Source organism: Pseudomonas sp. F01002 (assembly GCF_004402115.1).
GTDB lineage: Bacteria > Pseudomonadota > Gammaproteobacteria > Pseudomonadales > Pseudomonadaceae > Aquipseudomonas > Aquipseudomonas frigoris.
Map to the genome: position 1 here is coordinate 107,654 of NZ_SOPU01000004.1, position 22,027 is coordinate 129,680.

Sequence of the window (22,027 nt, forward strand, 5' to 3'; positions counted from 1 at the left end):
TCTTCTTCTATCTTCAGATCCATTCGCGGGCAAGCCACGCTCCCACAGGGTTTGTGTCGAACCCTAATCCAGCGCCAACCACAAAAACCTGTGGGAGCGTGGCTTGCCCGCGATGAACGATAACGCGGTCTAACGTCAGATCACTGCGCCAACCACCCACCATCAATATTCCACGCCGCGCCACGCACCTGGCTACCGGCCTCACTGCACAAAAACAGCANCCAGTTCGCCCAATTGTGGCGGCGTCACAAACTCCAGAGAAGGCTGTTTCTCGGCCAGCAAGTCATGTTGCGCCTGTTGCGGGTCGATCCCTTTGGCGATGCGGTCATCAATCTGCTTCTGCACCAGTGGCGTCAGCACCCAACCCGGGCAGATGGCGTTGCAGGTGACGTTGGTGGTGGCGGTTTCCAGCCCGACCACCTTGGTCAAACCGATGACGCCATGCTTGGCCGCCACGTAAGCCGCCTTGCCCACCGAGCCGACCTGACCGTGCACCGAGGCGATGTTGATGATCCGGCCCCAGCCCTTGTCGCGCATGCCGGGCAGGCTTAGGCGAGTGCTGTGAAACACCGACGACAGGTTGATCGCAATGATCGAATCCCAACGTTCCACCGGGAACTCTTCCACCGGCGCCACATGCTGAATACCGGCGTTGTTGACCAGGATGTCCACGCCGCCGAACTCACGCTCGGCGTAGGCGATCATGTCGGCGATCTGCTCAGGGTTGCTCACGTCAGCCGGGTGATGGCCGACCTTGCCGCCGAATTGCTCGACCTCGGCAATCACTTTGGACGCATCACCGAAACCGTTGAGGATCAGGTTGGCGCCAGCCTTGGCCAGGCTGAGGGCGATGCCCAGGCCGATACCGCTGGTGGAACCGGTGACCAGTGCAGTCTTGCCCGAAAGAGTCGTCATGAATACCTCACACAATGCCAGTGGCGTAGAAAGTACCGATCACCACAAAAACCGCCAGGGTCTTGATCAGCGTAATACAGAAAATGTCTTTGTAGGCTTCGCGGTGGGTCAGGCCGGTGACCGCCAGCAAGGTAATCACCGCGCCGTTGTGCGGCAGGGTGTCCATGCCGCCACTGGCCATCGCGGCCACCCGGTGCAGCACTTCCAGCGGGATGTTGGCGGCGTGGGCCGCTGCGATGAAGTCATTGGCCATGGCCGCCAGCGCAATGCTCATACCGCCCGACGCCGAACCGGTAATGCCGGCCAGCAGGGTCACTGTGATCGCTTCGTTGACCAGCGGATTGGGAATGCTCTTGAGCCAGTCGGCCAATACCAGGAAGCCCGGCAAGGAGGCGATCACCGCACCAAAGCCGTACTCCGATGCGGTGTTCATCGCCGCCAGCAACGAACCGCTGACCGCGCTTCGACTGCCTTCAGCCAACTTGCCGCGAATCGCCTGGAAGCCGAACACCAACACCATGATGATGCCGACCAGCAGGGCGGCCTGCACCGCCCAGATCGCGGTGAGCTTGGCGATGTCGGTGGTCACCGGCGCGGCCATGCCCGGCAGCGCGAGGCTGTGGGTCTTGCCATACCACTGCGGAATCCACTGGGTGAACAGCAGGTTCATGATGCCGACGGCCAGCAGCGGCGACACGGCGATCCACGGGTTGGGCAGTTTGATGTCGGCAGCGGTTTCCGGCTCGTTGCGCAAATCGGTGCCATACCCTTCACCGGCGTGCTGCGCCTTGTTGCGCTGACGCTGGAGAAACAGCATGCCGGCGCAGACCACGAAGATCGCGCCGATCAGGCCCAACCAGGGCGCGGCCCAGGCGGTGGTGTTGAAGAAGGTGCTGGGGATGATGTTCTGGATTTGCGGGGTGCCGGGCAGGGCGTCCATGGTGAACGAGAAGGCACCGAGGGCGATGGTCGCCGGGATGAGTCGCTTGGGAATATTGCTCTGGCGGAACATTTCAGCGGCAAACGGGTAGACCGCGAACACCACCACGAACAGCGACACGCCGCCGTAAGTCAGCAGGGCGCAGACCAGTACGATCACTAGCATCGCCTGACTCGTGCCGAGCAGGCGAATCGCCGCTGCGACGATGGAGCGCGAAAAGCCCGACAGCTCGATCAGCTTGCCGAACACTGCACCGAGCAGGAATACCGGGAAATACAGTTTGATGAAGCCGACCATTTTCTCCATGAACACCCCGGTGAAGGCGGGGGCGACGGCGGAAGGGTCGGTGAGCAGCACGGCGCCGAGGGCGGCAATCGGGGCAAAGAGGATAACGCTGTAGCCACGGTAAGCCGCGAGCATTAGCAGCGTGAGGGCTGCCAAGGCAATGATCACACTCATGGTGTGTCTCCTGGATTGTTATTTTTGTAGGGTGGAACTGTTGTGGGAGAGGGCTATAGCGAGTTTCGTGCCATACACGCAAGCTATTGAAATATAAGGATATATGTAGATTGTTTGAGTTGGGTTTTAGTTGGGCGTCTCTAGTTTGAGACTTTTATCGGTATGCCGGCCTCATCGCGAGCAAGCTCCCACAGGTTGACCGAGTTGCGCGCAAGAATGCGGTCAAATGTGGCAGCGAGCTTGCTCCGGGCGGCGTTCCGACGATGCTCTGTCTACAAGTGGAGATGTATGTCTCTTTATGGAGACTCCGCAATCCCCAACGCCACCATTTTCTTGTACAGCGTCGACCGCCCAAGCCCCAACCGCGCCGCCGCTTCAACAACCTTCCCGCCGCATTGCGCGAGGGTGCTTTCAATCAACTGCCGATCAAACCGCTCCCGAGCCTCACTGAAAGTCTCATGCGCAACCGGCTCAATCATTACAGGCGCCACGCGCTCTACCGGAGTGAACGTCCCAATCGCCGCGCGGATATCCGCGGCATTCAGCATTAAGTCATCACTGAGCAGTGCGGCGCGTTCGAGTACGTTGCGCAGTTCACGAATATTCCCTGGCCAGGCATGTTGACCCAGCAGGTCCAAGGCTTCGCGGTTCAATTCGTGCTGACTGCGCAGCTCCTCCAGAATCGCTTCACTGAGGGCTGGCAGGTCATCAAGTCGATCACGCAGCGGCGGGACCTGGATCGGCAGCACGTTAAGGCGGTAATAAAGATCGGCGCGAAATTCGCCGCGTTTTATCGCGGCTTCCAGATCCGTGGAGGTTGCGGCAATCACCCGCACATCGCTCTGGATCACTTCGTTGGAGCCCACCGGCTCAAATTCTTTTTCCTGCAGTACCCTCAGCAATTTGCTTTGCAGTGGCAGCGGCATGTCGCCGATTTCATCGAGAAACAGGGTGCCGCCCTGAGCAATTTGCAACTTGCCAGCGCGGCCTTTGCGATCAGCACCGGTAAACGCGCCGGGCGCGGTGCCGAAGAATTCCGCTTCCAGCAACGATTCGGGAATCGCCGCGCTGTTGATACTGACAAAGGCTTTGTGCGCGCGCGGCGAAGCGCCGTGGATCGCCTGGGCCAGCAGCTCTTTGCCGGTGCCGGTTTCACCGAGCAGCAACACCGGAGACTCGGCGCTCGCGCTGCGCCGGGCGCGGCGTTTGACTTCGAGGCTGGCGGCGCTGGTGCCGATGAAGTGCGCGAAGTTGTACTTGGTTTGCCGCGCTCGCAGCAGCGAGCGGGTGGAGGCCAATTCTTCCTGCATGCTCATGTAGCGCTTGAGCATCGGCGAGAGGCTGCGCAATTCGTCGAACAGCGCAAACCCGATGGCGCCGATCACCACGCCGGCGTCGTCATGAATCGGCAGGCGCATCACCACCAGTGGTTCTTTGGGGGTGTCCTGCATGTCGAGCAATATCGGCCGCCCCGTGCGTACCACCTCGCGCAACAGACTGCCGGGGATCACACTTTCGCAGGCCTTGCCGATCGCTACTTCCGCCGATTCCAGGCCGAAGCGTCGGGCATAGCGCTCGTTCATCCAGACGATGTTCGCATCGCGGTCGACAATCACCGTACCTTCGCTGGACTGCTCGATGATCTCGAACAACGAACGGATCGCCAGCAGGCGAACGCGCTGATAGTCCTTGAGGCTTTCGGTGGTGTTCATGGGCGTCATGTCCAAAATGTGTAGTGTCTGTGGGGGCCTCATCGCGAGCAAGCTCGCACACATTTGATCTATGTCGTTCACAAATCTCCTGTGGGAGCGAGCTTGCTCCGGGCGGCGTTCCGACGATGGCCGTTACGCGGTCCAACTGCATAGCGCGATTATGACTATCGCGGATGCGCCGCCGCCAACAGCTCCTTGGTATACGGATGCTGTGGCGAATCGAACACGTCGTGGCTGGCACCGCTTTCCACCACTTTGCCGTCTTTGATCACGATCATGTCGTGAGCCAGTGCGCGCACCACTGCAAGGTCGTGGCTGATGAACAGGTAGGTCAGGCCATGTTTTTCCTGAAGTTGGCGGAGCAGGGCGACCACTTGTTTTTGCACCGTGCGATCCAGCGCCGAGGTCGGTTCGTCCAGCAGGATCAGCGCCGGTTTCAGTACCAGCGCCCGGGCGATGGCGATGCGTTGGCGTTGGCCACCGGAAAACTCATGCGGGTAGCGATGACGACTTTGCGGGTCGAGGCCGACTTCTTCCAGCGCCCGAATTACCTCGGCTTTGCATTCGTCAGCCGTCAACTGGCTATGCACCTCAAGGCCTTCGCTGATGATCTGCGCCACGGACATTCGCGGGCTGAGGCTGCCGAATGGGTCCTGGAATACCACCTGCATTTTCTTGCGCCACGGCCGCAGCTGTTTTTGCGTCAGGCCGTCCAGCGCTTCACCTTGAAAGCGAATGCTGCCTTCGGAATCGAGCAAGCGAAGGATCGCCTGACCCAGCGTCGACTTGCCGGAACCGGATTCGCCCACAATGCCCAGCGTCTTGCCGCGTTGAATGTTCAGGCTGATGCCGTCCACGGCATTCAGGTAGGTCTTGCGCTGAAACAGCCCGCCACCGAGAGCAAACTGAACGCGCAGATTGTCCACTTCCAGCACGTTCTCGCGCTCGTCCCGGGGCAGTGCTTCACCTTCGGGTTCGGCGTTCAGCAGCACGCAACTGTAAGGATGTTTCGGTTCGGTAAACAGCGTTTCGCAAGGTGCCTGCTCGACGATTTCCCCGGCCTTCATCACGCAGACGCGTTGGGCAATGCTGCGCACCAGATTGAGGTCGTGGCTGATCAGCAGCAGCGACATGCCGAGACGCTGTTGCAGGGATTTGAGCAGCAGCAGGATCTTGCGCTGCACCGTCACGTCCAGCGCTGTGGTCGGCTCGTCGGCGATCAGCAGCTCCGGTTCGCAGGCCAGGGCCATGGCGATCATCACCCGTTGCCGCTGGCCACCGGACAATTGATGGGGGTAGGCCTTGAGCCGCTCTTTGGGTTTCTGAATGCCGACCAAATGCAGTAACTCGAGAATCCGCGCTTGCGCCGCTTTACCGGCCAGCCCCTTGTGTAGCAGCAGGGTTTCGCCGATCTGCTTTTCGATGCTGTGCAATGGGTTGAGCGAGGTCATGGGCTCCTGGAAGATCATCGCGATGCGGTTACCCCGCAGTTCTCGCAACACCTTGGCCGGAGCGCCGACCAGTTCGCGGCCTCGATAGCGAATACTGCCCGTGGTTTCGGTGCCGGTCTCGGGCAGCAGTTGCAGGATCGAGTGAGCGGTCACCGACTTGCCGCAGCCCGACTCGCCCACCAGCGCCAGGCATTCGCCGGGGCGGATGTCCAGGCACAGATTGCGCACCACGGCCTGGCCACTGAAGGCGACGCAGAGGTCACGGATTTCGATCAGGTTGTTACTCATATCAACAGTCCGCGTCATGATCTCGGATCGAAAGCGTCACGTAACGCCTCCCCGATAAACACCAGTAAAGAAAGAATCAGCGCCAGGGTAAAAAATGCCGTTAATCCCAGCCACGGCGCTTGCAGGTTCTGCTTGCCTTGACCGATCAACTCGCCCAGCGATGCACTGCCGGCAGGCATGCCGAAGCCGAGGAAGTCCAGCGCTGTGAGGGTGGAGATCGCTCCGGTCAGAATGAACGGCAGATAACTCAGCGTCGCGTTCATTGCGTTGGGCAGGATGTGCCGGACGATAACCTTGCGGTCGGTCAGGCCCAGCGCCCGGGCGGCTTTGACGTATTCCAGGTTGCGTCCGCGCAGGAACTCGGCGCGAACCACGTCCACCAGGGCCAGCCAGGAAAACAGCGCCATGATCCCCAGCAGCCACCAGAAATTAGGCTCGACGAACCCCGACAGGATGATCAGCAGGTACAGCACCGGCAGCCCCGACCAAACCTCCAGCAACCGTTGACCGATCAGGTCGACCCAGCCACCGTAATAGCCTTGCAGGGCGCCGGCAGCGATGCCGATCAGTGCGCTGACAAAGGTCAGCATCAAGGCAAACAGGATCGACACCCGCGCACCGAAAATCACTCGGGCCAACACGTCTCGCGCCTGGTCGTCGGTGCCCAGCCAGTTGACCTTCGTCGGCGGGCTAGGCGCTGGTTGATTGAGGTCATAGTTCGGCGTGTCGTCGCTGAAGGGGATTGGCGGGAACAGCATCCAGCCACCGTCCTGGTGAATCAGTTTCTGCACATAGTCGCTGCGGTAGTCCGCCTGGAACGGCAGCTGCCCACCAAACTCCTGCTCGGTATGACGCTTCAGGGCCGGGAAGTAGAGGGATCCCTGGTAGCTGACGATCAGCGGTTTGTCGTTGGCGATCAGTTCGCCACCGAGAGTCAAGAGGAACAGGCCGACAAACAACCACAGCGACCACCAGCCACGACGGTTTTTCTTGAAACGCTCAAAACGACGACGACCTAACGGCGAGAGCTTGAACATCAGGCGTTCCTCGCGGCGAAGTCGATACGCGGGTCGACGAGGGTGTAGCAGAGGTCGCCGACCAGTTTTATCAAGAGACCGAACAGCGTGAAGATGAACAGCGAACCGAATACCACCGGATAGTCCCGTGAAACCGCGGCTTCGTAGCTCATACGACCCAGGCCGTCGAGGGAGAAGATCACTTCAATCAGCAGGGAGCCGGCGAAAAATACGCTGATGAACGCCTGGGGAATCCCCGAGACCACCAGCAGCATGGCGTTGCGAAACACGTGACCGTAAAGCACTCGGCGTTCGCTCAGACCCTTGGCGCGGGCGGTGACCACGTACTGGCGCGTGATTTCATTGAGGAAGGAGTTCTTGGTCAGAATGGTTAGCGTGGCGAACCCGCCGATCACCAGCGCGGTCACCGGCAATACCAGGTGCCAGAAGTAATCGGCGATTTTGCCCACGGTCGACAGCGATTCGAAGTTGTCCGAGACCAGCCCGCGCACCGGGAACCAGTTCAGCGAGGTGCCACCGGCGAATACCACGATCAGGAACATCGCGAACAGGAACGCCGGCATGGCGTAGCCGATGACGATCGCGGTGCTGCTCCAGATATCGAAGTGGCTGCCGTGGTGCACGGCCTTGCGGATGCCCAAGGGAATCGACACCAGGTAGGTGATCAGCGTCGCCCAGAGCCCAAGGGAAATGGTCACCGGCATTTTTTCCAGGATCAGGTCGGTGACGGTCGCACCACGGAAAAAGCTCTTGCCGAAGTCCAGGCGCGCGTAACTGGTGAGCATCAGCCACAGGCGTTCGTGCGCCGGCTTATCGAAGCCGTATTGCTTTTCGATGTCCTTGATCAGTTGCGGGTCGAGGCCGCGACTGGATCGGGAGGTGCCGGACATGCGTTCACCGGAACCGCCACCGACACTCGCGCCGCCGATGCCTTGCAAGTGCGCGATGGCCTGTTCCACCGGGCCGCCCGGCGCGGCCTGGACGATGATGAAGTTGACCAGAAGAATGATCACCAGCGTCGGAATGATCAGCAGCAGACGCCGCAGTATGTAAGCCCACATCAGTGCGGCCCTCCGGGTTTGCCACGGCTGATTTGCTCAGCGGTCATCTGGTGGTTGGTCAGCGGTGTGGTGCTGATTTCCCACCAGCTCTCGATGGCTTCGTCATTGCTCGCTTGCTCGTTGGGCCTGCCGAAACGGTTCCACCACACGGTGGAGCTGCCCGGCGGGTAATAGTTTGGAATCCAGTAGTAGTTCCATTGCAGCACCCGGTCCAGCGCGTGGGCGTAGTGCAGCATTTCGGGTTGGGTGGTGGCGCGAACCAGCCCGGCGATCAGTGTATCGACCGCCGGATTTTTCAACACCATGTAGTTATTGGCGCCAGGGTCGTTGGCCGAGACCGAGCCGAAGTAATTGAGCAGTTCGCCCCCGGGCGACGTCGTGACCGGGTAGCCGGTGACGATCATGTCGTAGTCGCGGCTCATCAGGCGACTCACGTATTGGGACGAGTCGATGCGGCGGATGTTCATGTCGATGCCGATTTGTTTCAGGGTGCGCTTATAAGGCAGCAGCAACCGGTCCATGCCGTTCTGGCTGACCAGGAAAGTGAAACTCAGCGGCGTGCCTTCGGCGTTGACCAGTTGATCGCCATCGGGTTTCCAGCCGGCCTGTTCGAGCAAGTCGAGTGCCTGCAACTGTTTGTCGCGTATCACGCCACTGCCGTCGGTTTTCGGTGCCTGGAAAACCTGGGTGAACACCTCGTCGGGGACCTGCCCGCGCAGCGGTTCGAGAATCGCCAGTTCGCCGGCGTCCGGCAGTTGTCGGGCGGCGAGGTCGGTGTTGGAAAAATAACTCTGCTGGCGGATGTACATGTCGCGCATCATCTGCCGGTTGCTCCACTCGAAATCCCAGAGCATGACCAGCGCCTGACGCACTCGACGGTCCTGGAACAGCGGGTTTTGCAGGTTGAACACAAAGCCCTGAGCCGGTTGGGGGGCTTGGGTTGCCAGATGCGCCTTTTGCAGGCGCCCGTCGCTCAGGGCCGGGCTGTCGTAGCCAATGGAGAAACCGGTGGCGGAGAATTCGCGGTTGTAGTCGTAAGCACCGCCGCGCAGGACTTGGCGGGCGACGTCGGTATCGCCGAAGTACTCGATGCTGAAAAGATCGAAGTTGTAGAGGCCGCGGCTGACCGGTAAATCCTTGCCCCACCAATCGGCATTGCGCGTGAAGGTGATGCTGCGACCGGAGTCGACTTTGCTCACCCTGTAGGGGCCACTGCCCAAAGGTGGCTCATAACCGCCACCATTGGCGAAGTCGCGAGTCTTCCACCAATGCTCGGGAAACACCGGCAAGGTCGCGATATCAAGGGGCAGGGTACGGTTTTCATTACTTTTAAAGTCGAACCGAACCGTCAGAGGTGATTCCACTTCGACGCCTTTGACATCGGCAAATTGAGTGCGATAACGCAGGCTGCCCTGGGTCATCAACAGGTCGAAGGTGTAACGAACGTCTTCGGCCGTGATCGGTTTGCCGTCTGCAAAACGGGCCTTGGGGTTCAGGTAGAAGCGCAGGAACAAACCGTCGTCCGAGCGCTCCATCTTCTGTGCCACCAGACCGTACACGGTGTATGGCTCGTCCAGCGAACGCTGGGCGAGAGGCGAGTAAAGCAGGCCGTCGATCTGTGTGACGCCAATGCCTTTGTCGATGTAAGGCAACATATGATCGAAATGACCGATTTCGACGGCCGAGCGGCGCATCGTGCCACCCTTGGGGGCTTGCGGGTTTGTGTAGGCAAAATGACTAAAGCCGGCAGGATACTTCGCCGGTTCACCGTACACGGTCAATGCATGTTGCGGTGCTGCATTCACACCGGCGGCGCCCAACAACAGGGCCACGGCCGTGAACAATAAAGTAGGGAAAGCCAGTCGCATTGTCAGCCTTAGAGCCGGGTGGTCAATAACCGCAATTTGTACGCTAGAGGCGCGTCCCTTGCCACCCGTATCACGTATCCGAAACACAACGGCCCACCAAAAGGCGGGCCGCTGTGCAGAAAACTTAAAGGTTGATCAGTCCTGACGGCTGGTCACTTCCAGCAGGTGGTAACCGAACTGGGTCTTGACCGGGCCTTGCACCACGTTGATCGGTGCGCTGAAGACCACGGCGTCGAATTCCTTGACCATCTGGCCTGGACCGAACGAACCCAGATCACCGCCCTGGCGGCTGGAAGGGCAAGTGGAGTTGGTTTTGGCGACTTCGGCGAAATCAGCGCCGCCTTCGATTTGGGCTTTCAATTCGTTGCACTTGGCTTCGCTGGCAACGAGGATGTGACGGGCAGTGGCTTTGGCCATGGAAAAATACTCCTTTCAATGTTCAGTAAAGTGCGGAGCCTACCGGATTCAGTGGTCTATTTCTCCTCAAAGTTCCCTCCAGTTCGCACAGATCGCTGGCATTCCTTTATAGACCGGCATTTCTCAGACGCTCCGCATGCTGCACATACAGGGCAATCGGGTCGATGCCCTTGCGCAACGGACCGGCGGCCTGGCTGAGGCTGTCCAGATGATCCAACGGATAGTCGGACCGGATGACTTTGCCCAAATGGGAGCTGTAGCGGCCAACCAGGCCGTCGTTCTGCTCGGGTTCGGTGGTGAAGTATCGGGAAAAGGCGCGGAGGAACCCGTGCAGCGGACTCAGTGCATCAAGCCCTTTGTCGAGAATGTCGCCCTGCAGGGTGCCGCTCCAGGAGTAATAACGTACGCCGCCGACCAGTTCGCGACCCTTGCCGCCCCAGGTTTTCGGCAATCCCTGGGGGTACTTGTCGTTGAACGCGCCTACGCCTTCGGTGGTCAGGGCATTCAGAGCGGCGATGGCGTTCTGCGGCAGGTGACGGTGGCCGCTGAGCAACGACAGAAAGTCTGCAAACAACGTTGCAACCGTCGCGGCGACATGTTCCGGCAGGCGCCCGGGCGTCAGCGCCTTGCGCAAGAAGTCGGCCAGTTCCGAGCCGTGATTCGGTCCGCTGACGGAGGTCACCGAAGCGATTGCCTCCGGCGCTGTCGCCGCCGCATACCGTGCAGCGAGTGCGCCTTGGCTGTGGCCGATCAGGTTGACTTTGTTTGCACCGGTTCCTTCCAGTACCCGCTCGATCTGCGCCAGAAGTTGGTCGCCGCGGACTTCATTGCTATGGGTAGCCGACAAGTGCGGGATAAACACTCTTGCGCCTGCACTCCTGAGGGCCTGCTTGACGTCATGGAAGAGTTCGACCTTGCCGATGCGATCGAAGCCGAAGAGCCCGTGGACCAACAGGATCGGATACTGAGTAGTTGCATTCCGTAGCATGTTCTTTCCTTTTTCGCAGTCGTTCAGAGGTGTGTTGATGGGCTCACTCTAAAGCACACCCGCTGTTCGACGTTGTATGAAAAAGCCGCTGTAATCTGATGAAAACGGCATAGAAAATGTACGAAAGTTCGAAAGTACATGAGGTCTTGGTCGGAATATTTGGACATCTTTTTATCTGTAACAGAGCAGTTTTACTGCGATGGCCTACTCCGCGAACACCCTTTGCCTGTTAATCGTGTCTCGATTCCGACGTCCAGTCCTCGATAGGAGGACTGAAAGAGGGTATGGCTCACGCCGATTGTTGATCGCTGCTCTGCGCTCTGAGCCGGTCGGCTGCCTGGCGCAACAATGATTCCGTCCCGCTCCAGCCAAGGCAGCCGTCCGTGACTGACACGCCGTAACGCATGGACGGGCTCAGCGGTTGGCAGCCTTCGAACAGATGGCTCTCGATCATCATGCCGATCAGTGATCGATCACCTTGCAGGCGCTGTTCAAGCACATCGTTAAACACCGCTGGCTGACGCAACGGGTCTTTGCCGCTGTTGGCATGGCTGCAGTCGACCATGATCCGGGCCGGGATCTTCAGTTTGGTCAAATCACTGTTCACCCGGGCGACGCTGTCGCGGTCGTAGTTCGGCCCGCGGTGTCCGCCACGCAGCACCAGGTGGGTGTCGGGATTGCCCGGTGTTTGAATGATTGCCGGATGACCCTGGCTGTCGACACCGAAATGGCGATGCGGATGGGCGGCGGAGCGCATGGCATCGCTGGCCACACCGACACCACCATCGGTGCCGTTCTTGAAGCCGACCGGCATGCTCAGGCCGCTGGCCATTTCACGGTGGATCTGCGATTCGGTGGTGCGAGCACCAATGGCGACCCAGCTCAGCAGGTCGTCGAAGTAGCCGGCAGCCATCGGTTGCAGCAGTTCAGTGGCAATCGGCAGTCCCAGGCGGAGCATTTCGCGCATCAACTCGCGGGACAGCGTCAAGCCGCCGGCCATGTCATCGCTGCCATCCAGATGGGGATCGTAGGCCAGGCCTTTCCAGCCGATGGTGGTGCGGGGTTTTTCGACGTAGGCGCGCATCACCAGCAGCATTTCATCACTGACCTCGGCGGCGAGGCGGGCGAGGTTGCCGGCGTATTCGAGGGCGGACTGAGGATCGTGAATCGAGCAGGGGCCGACGATGACCAGCAGACGGGAGTCTTCACCGTTGAGGATCGCGCGAACCGCTTGGCGGTGGGCGGCGACTTGCTGGCTCAGGACGTTGCTGAGTGGCAGTTGCTGTTTGAGTTGCAATGAGCTGGGCAGACGCTGGGTCAGCGCTTCATTGGCAGGGCTCAAGGTGGACAGCGGCAGTGCAGAGACGGACGAGTTCATATTCGGGCTTCCTGGGCTGGCGGCGGGTTCGTTCCCGCGCACTCGGCCCTACTGGGGTGTTCGACAATTGGCCGGATTGGCTGCGTGTGTGTGCTTGCCACCTGTGGGTGACCGATCGGAGGCGGCAGGCTGTCCCGAGCGGAGGCTGCTAAATCGCCAGGCGGTAAAACTGTCGTAACGGTAATAAGTGGCGTAGTTCATTTTTGAATCCTCTGGTTGTCTGGTGTGTCGCTAAAAATGTGCGGGGCTGAAAAAACAAAACCCCCGGTCGGGAAGCCGACCGGGGGTTGAGAATTCTCTGGTGGCGACCCGTTTAAAGTGGGCGCCGTGTGGGTATCAGGCGCGCCAGTGGCTAAACCAATACCCAAAATAAAAGCTGACCGGAGCACAAACGTCATTCACCCGGGCAGCCGACACCGAGCGCAGGGCGCTGACGGTACGAAGCTGTGAGAGGGCGTTGAACATGGTTTATCTCCGATGAGTGCGCCGAGCTTACTCGAGGCCGGTACGTGGATTCAATCAGAAAATGCTATCGATCACCGACGGCATTTTCTATCGCTTGAGTGCGTCACCGGTTGTGACACACTTTGTGTTCCGCTTACGTACAACGTCACAAGGACGAACCATGACGCCACTGATCATCGCCGCTGCTCAATCGACCTCCATCGCCGGTGACCTTGCCGCAAACATGGTGCGGCATCAGCGCTTCATGCAAGTTGCCGCGGAGCACGGCGTGCAATTGCTGGTGTTTCCGGAGTTATCGCTGACCGGGTACGAGCGTGGACTTGCGGCTGAGCTGGCCATTGCGCCTCACGCCGAGGTTCTGCAACCGCTACGGGATTTCGCGCGGGAAGTCGGTGTGACGACTGTCGTCGGGATGCCGATTCGGCTGTCGGAAGATTCGCCAGTATTGATTGGGGCGCTGGTGTTGGGCGCTGATGGATCGCTCGGGATCTATAGCAAGCAACATCTGCATCCAGGCGAGGAAGTGGCATTTGCACCGGGAACCGGCGGTTCGACCCTGACCATAGGTGCCGATACGGTCGCGTTGGCGGTGTGTGCGGATTTCTCTCACGCCAGTCATGCCGCCGCGGCGGCCCAGCAGGGCGCGGATCTCTATGCGGCAGGCGTGCTGATCACGGAAAACGGCTACGCCCCGGATACCGCGTTGTTGCAAGGCTACGCCAGCGCTCATTCGATGGCGGTGCTGATGGCCAACCATGGCGGTGCAACGGGTGGCTGGGAATCGGCTGGACGCAGCGCAATCTGGGCGTCGGACGGCTCGCTGATTGCGGCCGCACCCGGAACCGGTAACCTGATGGTCGTTGCTCGACGCAACGCTGACGGCTGGAAAGGGCAATTAGTGGAGGTTGCATTGGGGTGATGGTATTTGAATTACGTCCGGCGACATCCCGGGACCTCGACTTCGCTCGTGAACTGACCCGCAACAACATGCTCCGCTATTACATTCAGCACGATCTGCTGTGGCAGGACGAAGGGTTCGATGTTGGCTGGGCAGGGCGCGAGAACTGGTTGATTGTAAGTGGCAGTACCGTGTTGGGCTTTTTCAGTCTGAGTCGTGACGCCAAATCCCTGTACATCCGCGAACTGCACGTCCTCGAAGCGTTTCGAGGGCAGGGCGTCGGTTCCTGGGCGATTGATCAGGTATTCGACATGGCGTGCAAGGAACGGCGTCCGGCATTGCGTTTGACGGTTTTTGAAAACAATCCCGCGCAAGCGTTGTATGCGAGAAAGGGCCTGAAGGTGGTCGGCACGGACGAGTGTTTCCTGAGAATGCAGCGTGATATCGATGCCTCGCCTGGCTGAAACACGCTTACGACAAGCCTTTCAAGATGTATTGAAACTTTTTATATGACGCTTGCCGCTAGGTCTGCCAGTTGCTTTTTGCTAAGGTGTCGGCAACCCAATAAGACCATTTCGCGAGGTGTCTGCTTGATTAGGGTGCTAGTAGTCGATGATCATGATCTCGTTCGTACAGGCATTACACGAATGCTGGCTGACATCGATGGCCTGCAAGTAGTCGGCCAGGCTGAGTCAGGCGAAGAATCCCTGCTCAAGGCGCGTGAGTTGAAACCCGATGTGGTACTGATGGACGTCAAGATGCCCGGCATCGGCGGTCTTGAAGCCACACGCAAATTATTGCGCAGTCATCCGGATATCAAAGTCGTCGCGGTCACCGTGTGCGAAGAAGATCCGTTTCCGACTCGGTTGTTGCAGGCAGGGGCCGCAGGCTACCTGACCAAGGGTGCCGGATTGCCGGAAATGGTCCAGGCCATCCGCCTGGTGTTTGCCGGGCAGCGCTACATCAGCCCGCAAATTGCACAGCAACTGGCGATCAAATCCTTCCAGCCGACCAATGATTCGCCTTTCGATGCCTTGTCGGAGCGGGAAATCCAGATCGCGCTGATGATTGTCGGCTGTCAGAAGGTCCAGATCATTTCCGACAAACTGTGTCTGTCGCCAAAAACCGTGAACACTTACCGTTACCGCATTTTCGAAAAGCTTTCGATCAGCAGCGATGTCGAGTTGACGCTGTTGGCGGTTCGTCACGGCATGGTCGATGCCAGCCTCTGAAAATGACTGAAGTCTTCGATCCAAGCGCCTTTCTGTCGACGGTCAGTGGGCGTCCCGGTGTGTATCGCATGTTCGACAGCGAGGCACGCCTGCTCTACGTCGGCAAGGCCAAGAACCTCAAGAATCGTCTGTCGAGTTACTTCCGCAAATCCGGTCTTGCGCCCAAGACCGCGGCGTTGGTCGCGCGTATCGCTCAGGTCGAAACGACGATTACGGCCAATGAAACCGAAGCCTTGTTGCTTGAACAGACGCTGATCAAGGAGTGGCGTCCGCCCTACAACATCCTGCTGCGCGACGATAAATCCTACCCCTACGTCTTTCTCTCGGATGGCCAGTTTCCACGCTTGAGCATCCATCGCGGTGCAAAAAAGGCCAAGGGCAAATACTTCGGCCCTTATCCCAGCGCCGGCGCCATTCGCGAAAGCCTGAGCCTGCTGCAGAAGACGTTTTTCGTTCGTCAGTGCGAAGACAGTTATTACAAGAACCGCACCCGTCCTTGCCTGCAATACCAGATCAAACGCTGCAAGGCGCCCTGTGTCGGGCTGGTGGAGCCTGAGGTATACGCTGAAGACGTACGGCACTCGGTGATGTTCCTTGAGGGGCGCAGCAATGCGCTGACGGATGAGTTGTCCGCAGGAATGGAAGAGGCGGCGATCAACCTCGAGTTCGAACGTGCGGCCGAGTTGCGGGATCAGATTTCATTGCTGCGCCGGGTCCAGGACCAGCAAAGCATGGAGGGCGGGACGGGCGATGTCGACGTGATCGCGGCGTTTGTCAATCCGGGTGGTGCCTGCGTTCATTTGATCAGTGTGCGTGGCGGGCGGGTGCTGGGGAGCAAGAACTTCTTTCCGCAGGTGGGTATTGAAGAAGACGTTTCCGAAGTCATGGCGGCGTTTCTCGGCCAGTACTTCATCAGCAGTCCTGAGCGCGACTTGCCGAGCGAACTGATCGTCAACGTGGTTCACGAAGACTTCCCGACCCTGATCGCGGCCATCGATGAACTGCGCGGTCGTGAATTGACCATTAGTCATCGGGTTCGTGGTACGCGAGCACGCTGGCAACAGTTGGCGGTCACCAATGCCGAGCAGGCACTGGGAGCGCGACTGGCCAACCGTCAACACGTTGCTGCACGTTTCGATGCGCTGGCAGAAGTGCTGAACCTGGACGAACCGCCACAGCGCCTGGAGTGTTACGACATCAGTCACTCCAGCGGCGAAGCAACCGTGGCATCCTGCGTGGTGTTCGGCCCCGAAGGTCCGATCAAGTCCGACTATCGTCGCTACAACATTGAAGGCGTCACTCCGGGTGATGACTACGCCGCGATGCACCAGGCCCTGACCCGACGCTTCAGCAAACTGAAGGACGGGGAGGGCAAGCTACCGGACATTTTGCTGGTGGACGGTGGCAAGGGGCAGCTGTCCATGGCCCGCGACGTGCTCAATGAACTGGCCGTGCCTGATCTTATTCTGCTGGGCGTGGCCAAGGGCGCCACGCGCAAGGCCGGTTTCGAAACCCTGTACCTGAACGATGCTGCCCACGAATTCACCTTGCGCGGCGATTCCCCCGCGCTGCATTTGATCCAGCAGATACGCGACGAAGCTCACCGTTTCGCGATTACCGGGCACCGCGCCCGTCGTGGGAAAACTCGCCGCACGTCTACACTGGAGGGCGTTGCCGGTGTCGGACCGACCCGTCGCCGCGATTTGTTGAAACATTTTGGTGGATTGCAGGAGCTGTCTCGTGCCAGCATCGAAGAGATCGCCAAAGCACCCGGCATCAGTAAAAAGCTCGCAGAGTTGATTTATGCCAATCTGCACAGCGAGTAGAATGCCCCCCTCACCTCGTAGCCAGTTGTGCCGATGAATATCCCTAATCTGATTACCGTACTACGCGTCCTGCTCATTCCGATCTTCATTTTACTGTTCTACCTGCCGTATCAATGGAGCTACCTGGCGTCCGCCTCGGTCTTCGCATTTGCCGCCGCCACAGACTGGCTGGATGGGTATCTGGCTCGCCGACTGGAACAAAGCACACCGTTCGGGGCTTTCCTCGATCCCGTGGCTGACAAGCTGATGGTCGCTGTTGCGCTGGTATTGCTGGTGCAAGAACATGGCAACCTGTGGCTCACACTGCCGGCCGCCGTGATCATCGGTCGCGAGATTGTCGTCTCGGCACTTCGCGAATGGATGGCCGAACTCGGCGCCCGCGCTCACGTCGCGGTGTCGAACCTGGGTAAATGGAAGACCGCCGCGCAAATGCTGGCGCTAGTGATCCTGCTGGCCAATCCGTCGGATTTCACGTTCTGGGTGCTGCTGGGTTACGCCTTGCTGCTGATATCCGCGGGCCTGACGTTGTGGTCCATGGTCCAATATTTGCGGGCTGCCTGGCCGCATCTGAAGACCGACGTGGAAAAGAAATAAACTTTTTTGAATCAAGGGGTTGACGGGGCATCTGGATTCTATAGAATGCGCCTCACCAAGACGCGGGAATAGCTCAGTTGGTAGAGCACGACCTTGCCAAGGTCGGGGTCGCGAGTTCGAGTCTCGTTTCCCGCTCCAAGCATTAAAAATGGATCTCTGAAAGAGGTCCATTTTTTTCGTCCAAAGAAAAGTCTTTCTTTGGCTTTTGCCGCGCCCCCTGAAAACACTCGGATCCAGCCCCAATGGGCGCATTTTCCAGTACATCAATCCGGTGCTCGGCAGATCGGTTTTTTCGTGGTGCCAGTCTCACCGCAAACCGTACAAATCTCCTCCATTCATACGAAACGGAGATTGTGCGATGGCTCTCACCAAGACCGCGGTCCGACACGCCAAACCCAGTGCCAAGGACTACACCCTCCCTGACTACGACGGTCTCGCCCTTTTCGTGAATACGAAAGGCACCAAGTGCTGGCACTTCCGCTTTTCCTGGGCGGATAAGCAACCCCGTATTTCTCTCGGGACCTACCCTGAAATTAGTCTACGAGAGGCTCGCGCTCTGCGTGATGTTGCCAGGGTTCTGATCGCCAGGGGTATCGATCTGCGGGCCCATCGACGACAGGAGCGCAATGCCTTACGCCTGGCAACGGAAAACACCTTCGAAGCGGTCTTTCAGCGTTGACGTGATTCAAGGCGTTGAGTCTGAGGATGCGCTGGAGGTGGTGTGCAAGATTGAACGTCGTGGTGCACTGACGGCGGCGGAGAAGTGTCGAACCTGGTTAAATCAACTTTCCGATACGCGATAGTTGAGGCGGGGCTCGAGACCAATCCGGCCGCCGGCCTCGATAGTGCGGCCGTGCCACAGCCTCCCGCTTCAATTTGCTGCCGAAGCGGCTGACAGCGCTGGCCGCTCAGGTTGAGATAAGGGGGATGTGCCTCACATTCGCTCTTCATGGCCTGTGAACCCTTTGGGCCAGGTCTGTGATTAGTCGTTGGGCAGGTGCAGCTGCACCTCCATGGCGTCATGAAGGAGTCTGATGATCTCGATCACTTCGTCGTTTGCCACACGATAGAACACGATATGGCGCGGACTTTTGACCGTTCCATGGGGTTGTTTTGCCTGCTGGCGTGAGTGGATGAGGTGATAGCTGCGAAGGCCCGGTGCAAGCTCATCACGGTCGTGGCTGCCAATGCGATAGGGCATGCCGGCGATATCTTGCAGCGCGGCGAGGATCAGCGCCTGGTAGCGCTGGCGTGCTCGATCGCCGAACTGAGTCTGAGAGAGTCTGAGGATGTCGACAATATCGGCGCGCGCCGCGTTGGAAATCCGATACTGCGGCATGCTCAGTGTTTCTCCCTCGCGGGGATGGTTGCCTCCAGGCTCAACCCCTCGAGGTAGTGCTCCAGATCCCCTTCGTTCAGCTGAGTAAAGCGCCCGTGCTCAAGGTCCATGATGCCGATCGATGTTGCCTGACGCAGTGCCTCAATTTTGGCCGCCTCTTCGGCGACGCGCTGCTCCAATAGACGCAAGCCTTCTCGCATCACTTCGCTGGCATTCTGATAACGACCGGACTGAACCAGATCATGGATAACCTGTTCCTGGTGAGGGGTAAGAACAACGTTTCGAGTCGCCATGGGTGGGCTCCAGCTCAGCGCAATCAGGTTTCGATCGTTGGCATATTATGCCATGTTGCCCGCGAACATATAGATTTGGGTTTGTTTCTGACGAACTGGATCGTACGGGTTCATCCGCCGCGCCGAACAGCGCGTGCTGGCTCCGGAGTGTATTTGCAAATGCTCAAAAGGGTGTTGCAGGCGGGACGTCGGCGCCGTCTTGATCAGAGTGGGCCTTGGGCCCTCAGCTTGGCCAGGCCCTGTTTGATGAATCCGGCGTTCTCACACTAGTGTCCGGTAAACATGTTTCATAGTTGAAGGCTGCCTTGGGCAGCCTTCAACTTTTCTCGCTCCTGCCTTCGTCGCTCCCTCAATACTGGGGTTTCGGGCCGTTCAAACAGGACATGAACTATGCGAACCGTCAGCTCGAACAACGAGCCGGTAAATCCTGAGCGACGATGGAATATTTGCAGTAACAGATAGCTGATCAAAGGCACTGTAAATCTGCAAACGCACCGCATTTTCGGAGTAGGCATAAAAGCGTTTGAGCTTCAGATGTTGTTTGATCCACTTGAAAAATAGCTCGATCTGCCAACGATCTTTGTACAAAGAGGCGATTTCTTCAGCTGTCCTCGTGAAGTCGTTGGTCACCAGAACTAACGGCGTCGCATGCCCCTCGCGCTCAACCACGACGCGTCTTACCGACTTTTCCCGGTAGTCGTTCAGGCGTTTGCCGGTCAAATGCTTTTTACCAAACTGGACGACTTCATCGGTCATGACCGAGCTTTGCTCAGTCACGGTCGAGTGCTCATGCAGCACTTTAATATTGGCGTTTTTCTTCAGGCGGGTGACGAAAAAAGCACCTTTGGTCTGCAACTCGTGCCACCAGTTGTAATCGCAGTAGCCCTTGTCGAAAACATACGTCATGCCGGCCTGGATCGGCATTTCCAGTGCATCGCTCAGGTCGTTGACGTTGGCAGGCGTAATGTTCACGTACACCGGGGCCAGTTGCGCCAGATCCAGCCCGACATGCACTTTGAGGCCTTGGGTGATGCGGGTTTTCGTCGCGGCTGTCCAGCCATCGAAGTGAGGTCCGCGCAAGGTGATCGACGTGGAGTCAATCAGGCTAACCATGGCCCCGATCTCCTTGCGCTGCTGGCGGCTGACGGCGCTCATCAGGTACCCGCAAAGGTCCTGTAATGGCCGGTAGTCACGTTTGTTCAAGGCATCGGACATTGTCGAGCGGGCAATAGGGTCGGCTTTAAGATGGTAGCTATGCGGGCCGAAATTTTCGGAGATGGTCGCCAAGGACCGCAGGCTTGAGGCTTGGGTCAAATGGCCGCGGATCAGTGTCACCAGCAATTGCCAGGTCGTGCAGCGTTTGACGTAGCGATCAGCTTGGTGTGTTTCGATGGATTGCTGGAAAAACTGGCGCGGGATCGCACTGAGTAGTTGGGTTAAACGGGTGCTGGAAAACATAAGTCAAAATCGAGTCTGAAAAGTCCGATTATGCCTCACAGCCGCCAACAGCAAGGGGGAGCAAGCTCCCCCCTCGTTTTTTACCGGACACTAGTGGGCGTTCTCACGGATCGTGTGAAGCGCGCCGCGGACATTGTCGCCAGTATCCGTCGCACCTTGGCTCTCAATCCTCAACGTCAACTCCATCAGGGCCGCCTCTAAGCAAGCTGGTTTGGTATAGACGTTCGAGAACATCGGGTAGCGAGTATTCAGTGGGCATCGTTTCGAGGGGGGGCTCCTGGGATGAATGGGTCAGGCCGCTGTCCGATCCGGTTGGTAATCAGTGCCGTTGCGCAGCATCGCCCAAGCCATGCGTGCGGTTTTATTGGCCAGTGCGATAGCGGCCACGTTGGGATGTGAGCGCTCGGCTAAACGGACAACCCACCGGCTGAGTCGATCGTCTTTGGACTTGGCCGTGCGCAGTACCGACCGCGCACCGTGGATCATCAGCGTTCGCAGATAAGCATCCCCACGTTTACTGATGCCAAGCAGTCGATCCTTGCCGCCAGAGCTGTGTTGCTTTGGCGTCAGCCTTAGCGAGGCGGCCAGTTGTCGGCCGTTAGCAAACTGACTGGTATCACCGATGGCAGCAACAAGCGCAGTGGCAATCATCGGGCCGACGCCACGCAGCTGTTGCAAACGGACGGCCGATGGCTCACTTGCAGCGATCGCAGATATCTCGCCATCGAGTTCGCTCACGCGCTCATCAAGTGCGCGCAGGTCATCCCACAAGCCATTCAGCAGACGACAAAAGCGTGCCGTCAAACTGTTATCTGCATCTTCTAGCCAGCACGGTATTGCGCGACGTAGCATCAGTAATTCCTTCGGCGCAACAAGATCGTACTCGGCGATCAGCCCACGAATCTGATTGGCTTTGGCCGTCCGCTGTTCGATTAAGCCGGCCCGAATGCGATGCGTCGCCTGAATATCCTGTTGTTCGATGGTTTTGATGGTGACGAAGCGCATGCTGCGACGGCTCATCGCCTCACAGATTGCCTCGGCATCGTTGGTGTCATTCCTGTTGCTCTGGACGTATGGCTTGACGAACTGCGGCGCGATCAGCCTCACCCGAAATCCACGTGCCTGTAGCTGCGGCGCCCAATAGTGCGCACCGCCACATCTTTCCATTCCGATCTCACAGCCGGGCTCGATCTTCTCCAGCACTGTTTGAAGCCAGCGATCACGAGGTAAACGCTGCTGCCAGACCGGCTGCTCATGACGATCCACGCCGTGAATCTGAAACACGTTCTTGGCCAAACCGACCTCAAAGCGCATAAGCTTCATGTGTAGACTCCTACTCACGGTTGACTGCGGTTCGCACCTTCAGTCTGGCACTCAAGATGCCGAGGTGAGGAGGAGTTCCCACCGC

19 protein-coding genes, 1 tRNA gene and 2 pseudogenes are annotated in these 22,027 nt (G+C 58.7%); 7 read left to right on the plus strand and 15 right to left on the minus strand.

Features of this window, described 5'->3' with window-relative positions:
- Nucleotides 1–140: 140 nt before the first annotated feature.
- The 11 genes and pseudogenes from hbdH to E3W21_RS31580 all read right to left on the minus strand — a co-directional run bounded on the left by hbdH (nt 141) and on the right by E3W21_RS31580 (nt 12,979).
- Nucleotides 141–915, minus strand: a pseudogene (gene hbdH / locus E3W21_RS03450) (3-hydroxybutyrate dehydrogenase).
- 7 nt (nt 916–922) lie between these two features.
- Complete coding sequence (locus tag E3W21_RS03455) at nt 923–2,314, minus strand: GntP family permease (protein ID WP_046048463.1); 1,392 nt, start codon at nt 2,312–2,314, stop codon at nt 923–925.
- Between the two features lie 296 nt (nt 2,315–2,610).
- Entirely contained in the window at nt 2,611–4,026 is a 1,416-nt protein-coding gene (locus E3W21_RS03460) for a sigma-54-dependent Fis family transcriptional regulator (protein ID WP_134418449.1), read from the minus strand.
- Nucleotides 4,027–4,190: 164 nt separating this feature from the next.
- On the minus strand, nt 4,191–5,765 hold the full coding sequence (locus E3W21_RS03465; RefSeq protein WP_134418455.1) for an ABC transporter ATP-binding protein: 1,575 nt from the start codon (nt 5,763–5,765) through the stop codon (nt 4,191–4,193).
- A gap of 14 nt (nt 5,766–5,779) precedes the next feature.
- Nucleotides 5,780–6,802 (minus strand): ABC transporter permease, encoded by a 1,023-nt coding sequence (locus E3W21_RS03470; RefSeq protein WP_046048461.1) that lies wholly within the window; start codon nt 6,800–6,802, stop codon nt 5,780–5,782.
- The gene (locus E3W21_RS03475; RefSeq protein WP_123368175.1) at nt 6,802–7,863 is read right to left on the minus strand and encodes a microcin C ABC transporter permease YejB; all 1,062 of its coding nucleotides are present in this window, start codon (nt 7,861–7,863) and stop codon (nt 6,802–6,804) included. Before E3W21_RS03475 ends, E3W21_RS03470 begins: the two co-directional genes overlap by 1 nt.
- Nucleotides 7,863–9,731 carry an extracellular solute-binding protein gene (locus tag E3W21_RS03480; protein ID WP_134418462.1) on the minus strand — a complete coding sequence of 623 codons (1,869 nt, stop codon included), beginning with the start codon at nt 9,729–9,731 and terminating at the stop codon, nt 7,863–7,865. The genes E3W21_RS03475 and E3W21_RS03480 overlap by 1 nt, the downstream gene beginning before the upstream one ends.
- Before the next feature lie 135 nt (nt 9,732–9,866).
- Nucleotides 9,867–10,148: a peptidylprolyl isomerase gene (locus E3W21_RS03485; RefSeq protein WP_129443708.1), complete on the minus strand. Its 282-nt coding sequence runs from the start codon at nt 10,146–10,148 to the stop codon at nt 9,867–9,869.
- 106 nt (nt 10,149–10,254) lie between these two features.
- Nucleotides 10,255–11,136 (minus strand): triacylglycerol lipase, encoded by an 882-nt coding sequence (locus tag E3W21_RS03490; protein WP_134418469.1) that lies wholly within the window; start codon nt 11,134–11,136, stop codon nt 10,255–10,257.
- A gap of 289 nt (nt 11,137–11,425) precedes the next feature.
- A complete protein-coding gene (locus tag E3W21_RS03495; protein ID WP_129443712.1) occupies nt 11,426–12,514 on the minus strand; it encodes a 3-deoxy-7-phosphoheptulonate synthase in 1,089 nt (362 codons plus the stop codon).
- A 336-nt stretch (nt 12,515–12,850) separates the two neighbouring features.
- Nucleotides 12,851–12,979, minus strand: a complete 129-nt coding sequence (locus tag E3W21_RS31580) for a hypothetical protein (RefSeq protein ID WP_256661486.1) — start codon at nt 12,977–12,979, stop codon at nt 12,851–12,853.
- A 160-nt stretch (nt 12,980–13,139) separates the two neighbouring features.
- Between E3W21_RS31580 and E3W21_RS03500 the strand changes: the two genes are divergently transcribed.
- The 7 genes and pseudogenes from E3W21_RS03500 to E3W21_RS32255 form a co-directional block, all read left to right on the plus strand.
- Nucleotides 13,140–13,898 carry a carbon-nitrogen hydrolase family protein gene (locus E3W21_RS03500; protein WP_129443714.1) on the plus strand — a complete coding sequence of 253 codons (759 nt, stop codon included), beginning with the start codon at nt 13,140–13,142 and terminating at the stop codon, nt 13,896–13,898.
- The gene (locus E3W21_RS03505; protein WP_134418476.1) at nt 13,898–14,341 is read left to right on the plus strand and encodes an N-acetyltransferase; all 444 of its coding nucleotides are present in this window, start codon (nt 13,898–13,900) and stop codon (nt 14,339–14,341) included. The genes E3W21_RS03500 and E3W21_RS03505 overlap by 1 nt, the downstream gene beginning before the upstream one ends.
- A 126-nt stretch (nt 14,342–14,467) precedes the next feature.
- Nucleotides 14,468–15,109 carry a UvrY/SirA/GacA family response regulator transcription factor gene (gene uvrY / locus E3W21_RS03510; protein ID WP_008015884.1) on the plus strand — a complete coding sequence of 214 codons (642 nt, stop codon included), beginning with the start codon at nt 14,468–14,470 and terminating at the stop codon, nt 15,107–15,109.
- 2 nt (nt 15,110–15,111) lie between these two features.
- Nucleotides 15,112–16,935, plus strand: a complete 1,824-nt coding sequence (gene uvrC, locus E3W21_RS03515) for an excinuclease ABC subunit UvrC (protein WP_056741535.1) — start codon at nt 15,112–15,114, stop codon at nt 16,933–16,935.
- A 33-nt stretch (nt 16,936–16,968) separates the two neighbouring features.
- Nucleotides 16,969–17,529 carry a CDP-diacylglycerol--glycerol-3-phosphate 3-phosphatidyltransferase gene (pgsA, locus tag E3W21_RS03520; RefSeq protein WP_008150904.1) on the plus strand — a complete coding sequence of 187 codons (561 nt, stop codon included), beginning with the start codon at nt 16,969–16,971 and terminating at the stop codon, nt 17,527–17,529.
- 62 nt (nt 17,530–17,591) lie between these two features.
- Nucleotides 17,592–17,667, plus strand: a tRNA-Gly gene (locus tag E3W21_RS03525).
- 220 nt (nt 17,668–17,887) lie between these two features.
- Nucleotides 17,888–18,397: pseudogene (locus E3W21_RS32255) on the plus strand (tyrosine-type recombinase/integrase); the annotation flags it as partial.
- Nucleotides 18,398–18,511: 114 nt separating this feature from the next.
- Here E3W21_RS32255 and E3W21_RS03535 read toward each other — a convergent pair.
- The 4 genes from E3W21_RS03535 to E3W21_RS03550 all read right to left on the minus strand — a co-directional run bounded on the left by E3W21_RS03535 (nt 18,512) and on the right by E3W21_RS03550 (nt 21,942).
- Entirely contained in the window at nt 18,512–18,868 is a 357-nt protein-coding gene (locus tag E3W21_RS03535; RefSeq protein ID WP_129443719.1) for a type II toxin-antitoxin system RelE/ParE family toxin, read from the minus strand.
- 2 nt (nt 18,869–18,870) lie between these two features.
- Nucleotides 18,871–19,161 carry a type II toxin-antitoxin system ParD family antitoxin gene (locus E3W21_RS03540; RefSeq protein WP_129443720.1) on the minus strand — a complete coding sequence of 97 codons (291 nt, stop codon included), beginning with the start codon at nt 19,159–19,161 and terminating at the stop codon, nt 18,871–18,873.
- A gap of 372 nt (nt 19,162–19,533) precedes the next feature.
- Entirely contained in the window at nt 19,534–20,619 is a 1,086-nt protein-coding gene (locus E3W21_RS03545) for an IS4 family transposase (RefSeq protein ID WP_256661488.1), read from the minus strand.
- A gap of 291 nt (nt 20,620–20,910) precedes the next feature.
- Nucleotides 20,911–21,942 (minus strand): IS110 family transposase, encoded by a 1,032-nt coding sequence (locus tag E3W21_RS03550; RefSeq protein WP_134418489.1) that lies wholly within the window; start codon nt 21,940–21,942, stop codon nt 20,911–20,913.
- Between the last annotated feature and the right edge of the window lie 85 nt (nt 21,943–22,027).

What these genes read in the sequence shown, in the direction of transcription:
- uvrC (WP_056741535.1), top strand. Translation starts at nt 15,112, where the DNA reads ATGACTGAAGTCTTCGATCCAAGCGCCTTTCTGTCGACGGTCAGTGGG.
- E3W21_RS03455 (WP_046048463.1), bottom strand. Translation starts at nt 2,314, where the DNA reads ATGAGTGTGATCATTGCCTTGGCAGCCCTCACGCTGCTAATGCTCGCG.
- E3W21_RS31580 (WP_256661486.1), bottom strand. Translation starts at nt 12,979, where the DNA reads ATGTTCAACGCCCTCTCACAGCTTCGTACCGTCAGCGCCCTGCGCTCG.
- E3W21_RS03475 (WP_123368175.1), bottom strand. Translation starts at nt 7,863, where the DNA reads ATGTGGGCTTACATACTGCGGCGTCTGCTGCTGATCATTCCGACGCTG.
- E3W21_RS03505 (WP_134418476.1), top strand. Translation starts at nt 13,898, where the DNA reads ATGGTATTTGAATTACGTCCGGCGACATCCCGGGACCTCGACTTCGCT.
- E3W21_RS03540 (WP_129443720.1), bottom strand. Translation starts at nt 19,161, where the DNA reads ATGGCGACTCGAAACGTTGTTCTTACCCCTCACCAGGAACAGGTTATC.
- E3W21_RS03490 (WP_134418469.1), bottom strand. Translation starts at nt 11,136, where the DNA reads ATGCTACGGAATGCAACTACTCAGTATCCGATCCTGTTGGTCCACGGG.
- E3W21_RS03500 (WP_129443714.1), top strand. Translation starts at nt 13,140, where the DNA reads ATGACGCCACTGATCATCGCCGCTGCTCAATCGACCTCCATCGCCGGT.
- E3W21_RS03465 (WP_134418455.1), bottom strand. Translation starts at nt 5,765, where the DNA reads ATGAGTAACAACCTGATCGAAATCCGTGACCTCTGCGTCGCCTTCAGT.
- E3W21_RS03480 (WP_134418462.1), bottom strand. Translation starts at nt 9,731, where the DNA reads ATGCGACTGGCTTTCCCTACTTTATTGTTCACGGCCGTGGCCCTGTTG.
- E3W21_RS03535 (WP_129443719.1), bottom strand. Translation starts at nt 18,868, where the DNA reads ATGCCGCAGTATCGGATTTCCAACGCGGCGCGCGCCGATATTGTCGAC.
- E3W21_RS03485 (WP_129443708.1), bottom strand. Translation starts at nt 10,148, where the DNA reads ATGGCCAAAGCCACTGCCCGTCACATCCTCGTTGCCAGCGAAGCCAAG.
- pgsA (WP_008150904.1), top strand. Translation starts at nt 16,969, where the DNA reads ATGAATATCCCTAATCTGATTACCGTACTACGCGTCCTGCTCATTCCG.
- E3W21_RS03550 (WP_134418489.1), bottom strand. Translation starts at nt 21,942, where the DNA reads ATGAAGCTTATGCGCTTTGAGGTCGGTTTGGCCAAGAACGTGTTTCAG.
- E3W21_RS03460 (WP_134418449.1), bottom strand. Translation starts at nt 4,026, where the DNA reads ATGAACACCACCGAAAGCCTCAAGGACTATCAGCGCGTTCGCCTGCTG.
- E3W21_RS03470 (WP_046048461.1), bottom strand. Translation starts at nt 6,802, where the DNA reads ATGTTCAAGCTCTCGCCGTTAGGTCGTCGTCGTTTTGAGCGTTTCAAG.
- E3W21_RS03545 (WP_256661488.1), bottom strand. Translation starts at nt 20,619, where the DNA reads ATGTTTTCCAGCACCCGTTTAACCCAACTACTCAGTGCGATCCCGCGC.
- E3W21_RS03495 (WP_129443712.1), bottom strand. Translation starts at nt 12,514, where the DNA reads ATGAACTCGTCCGTCTCTGCACTGCCGCTGTCCACCTTGAGCCCTGCC.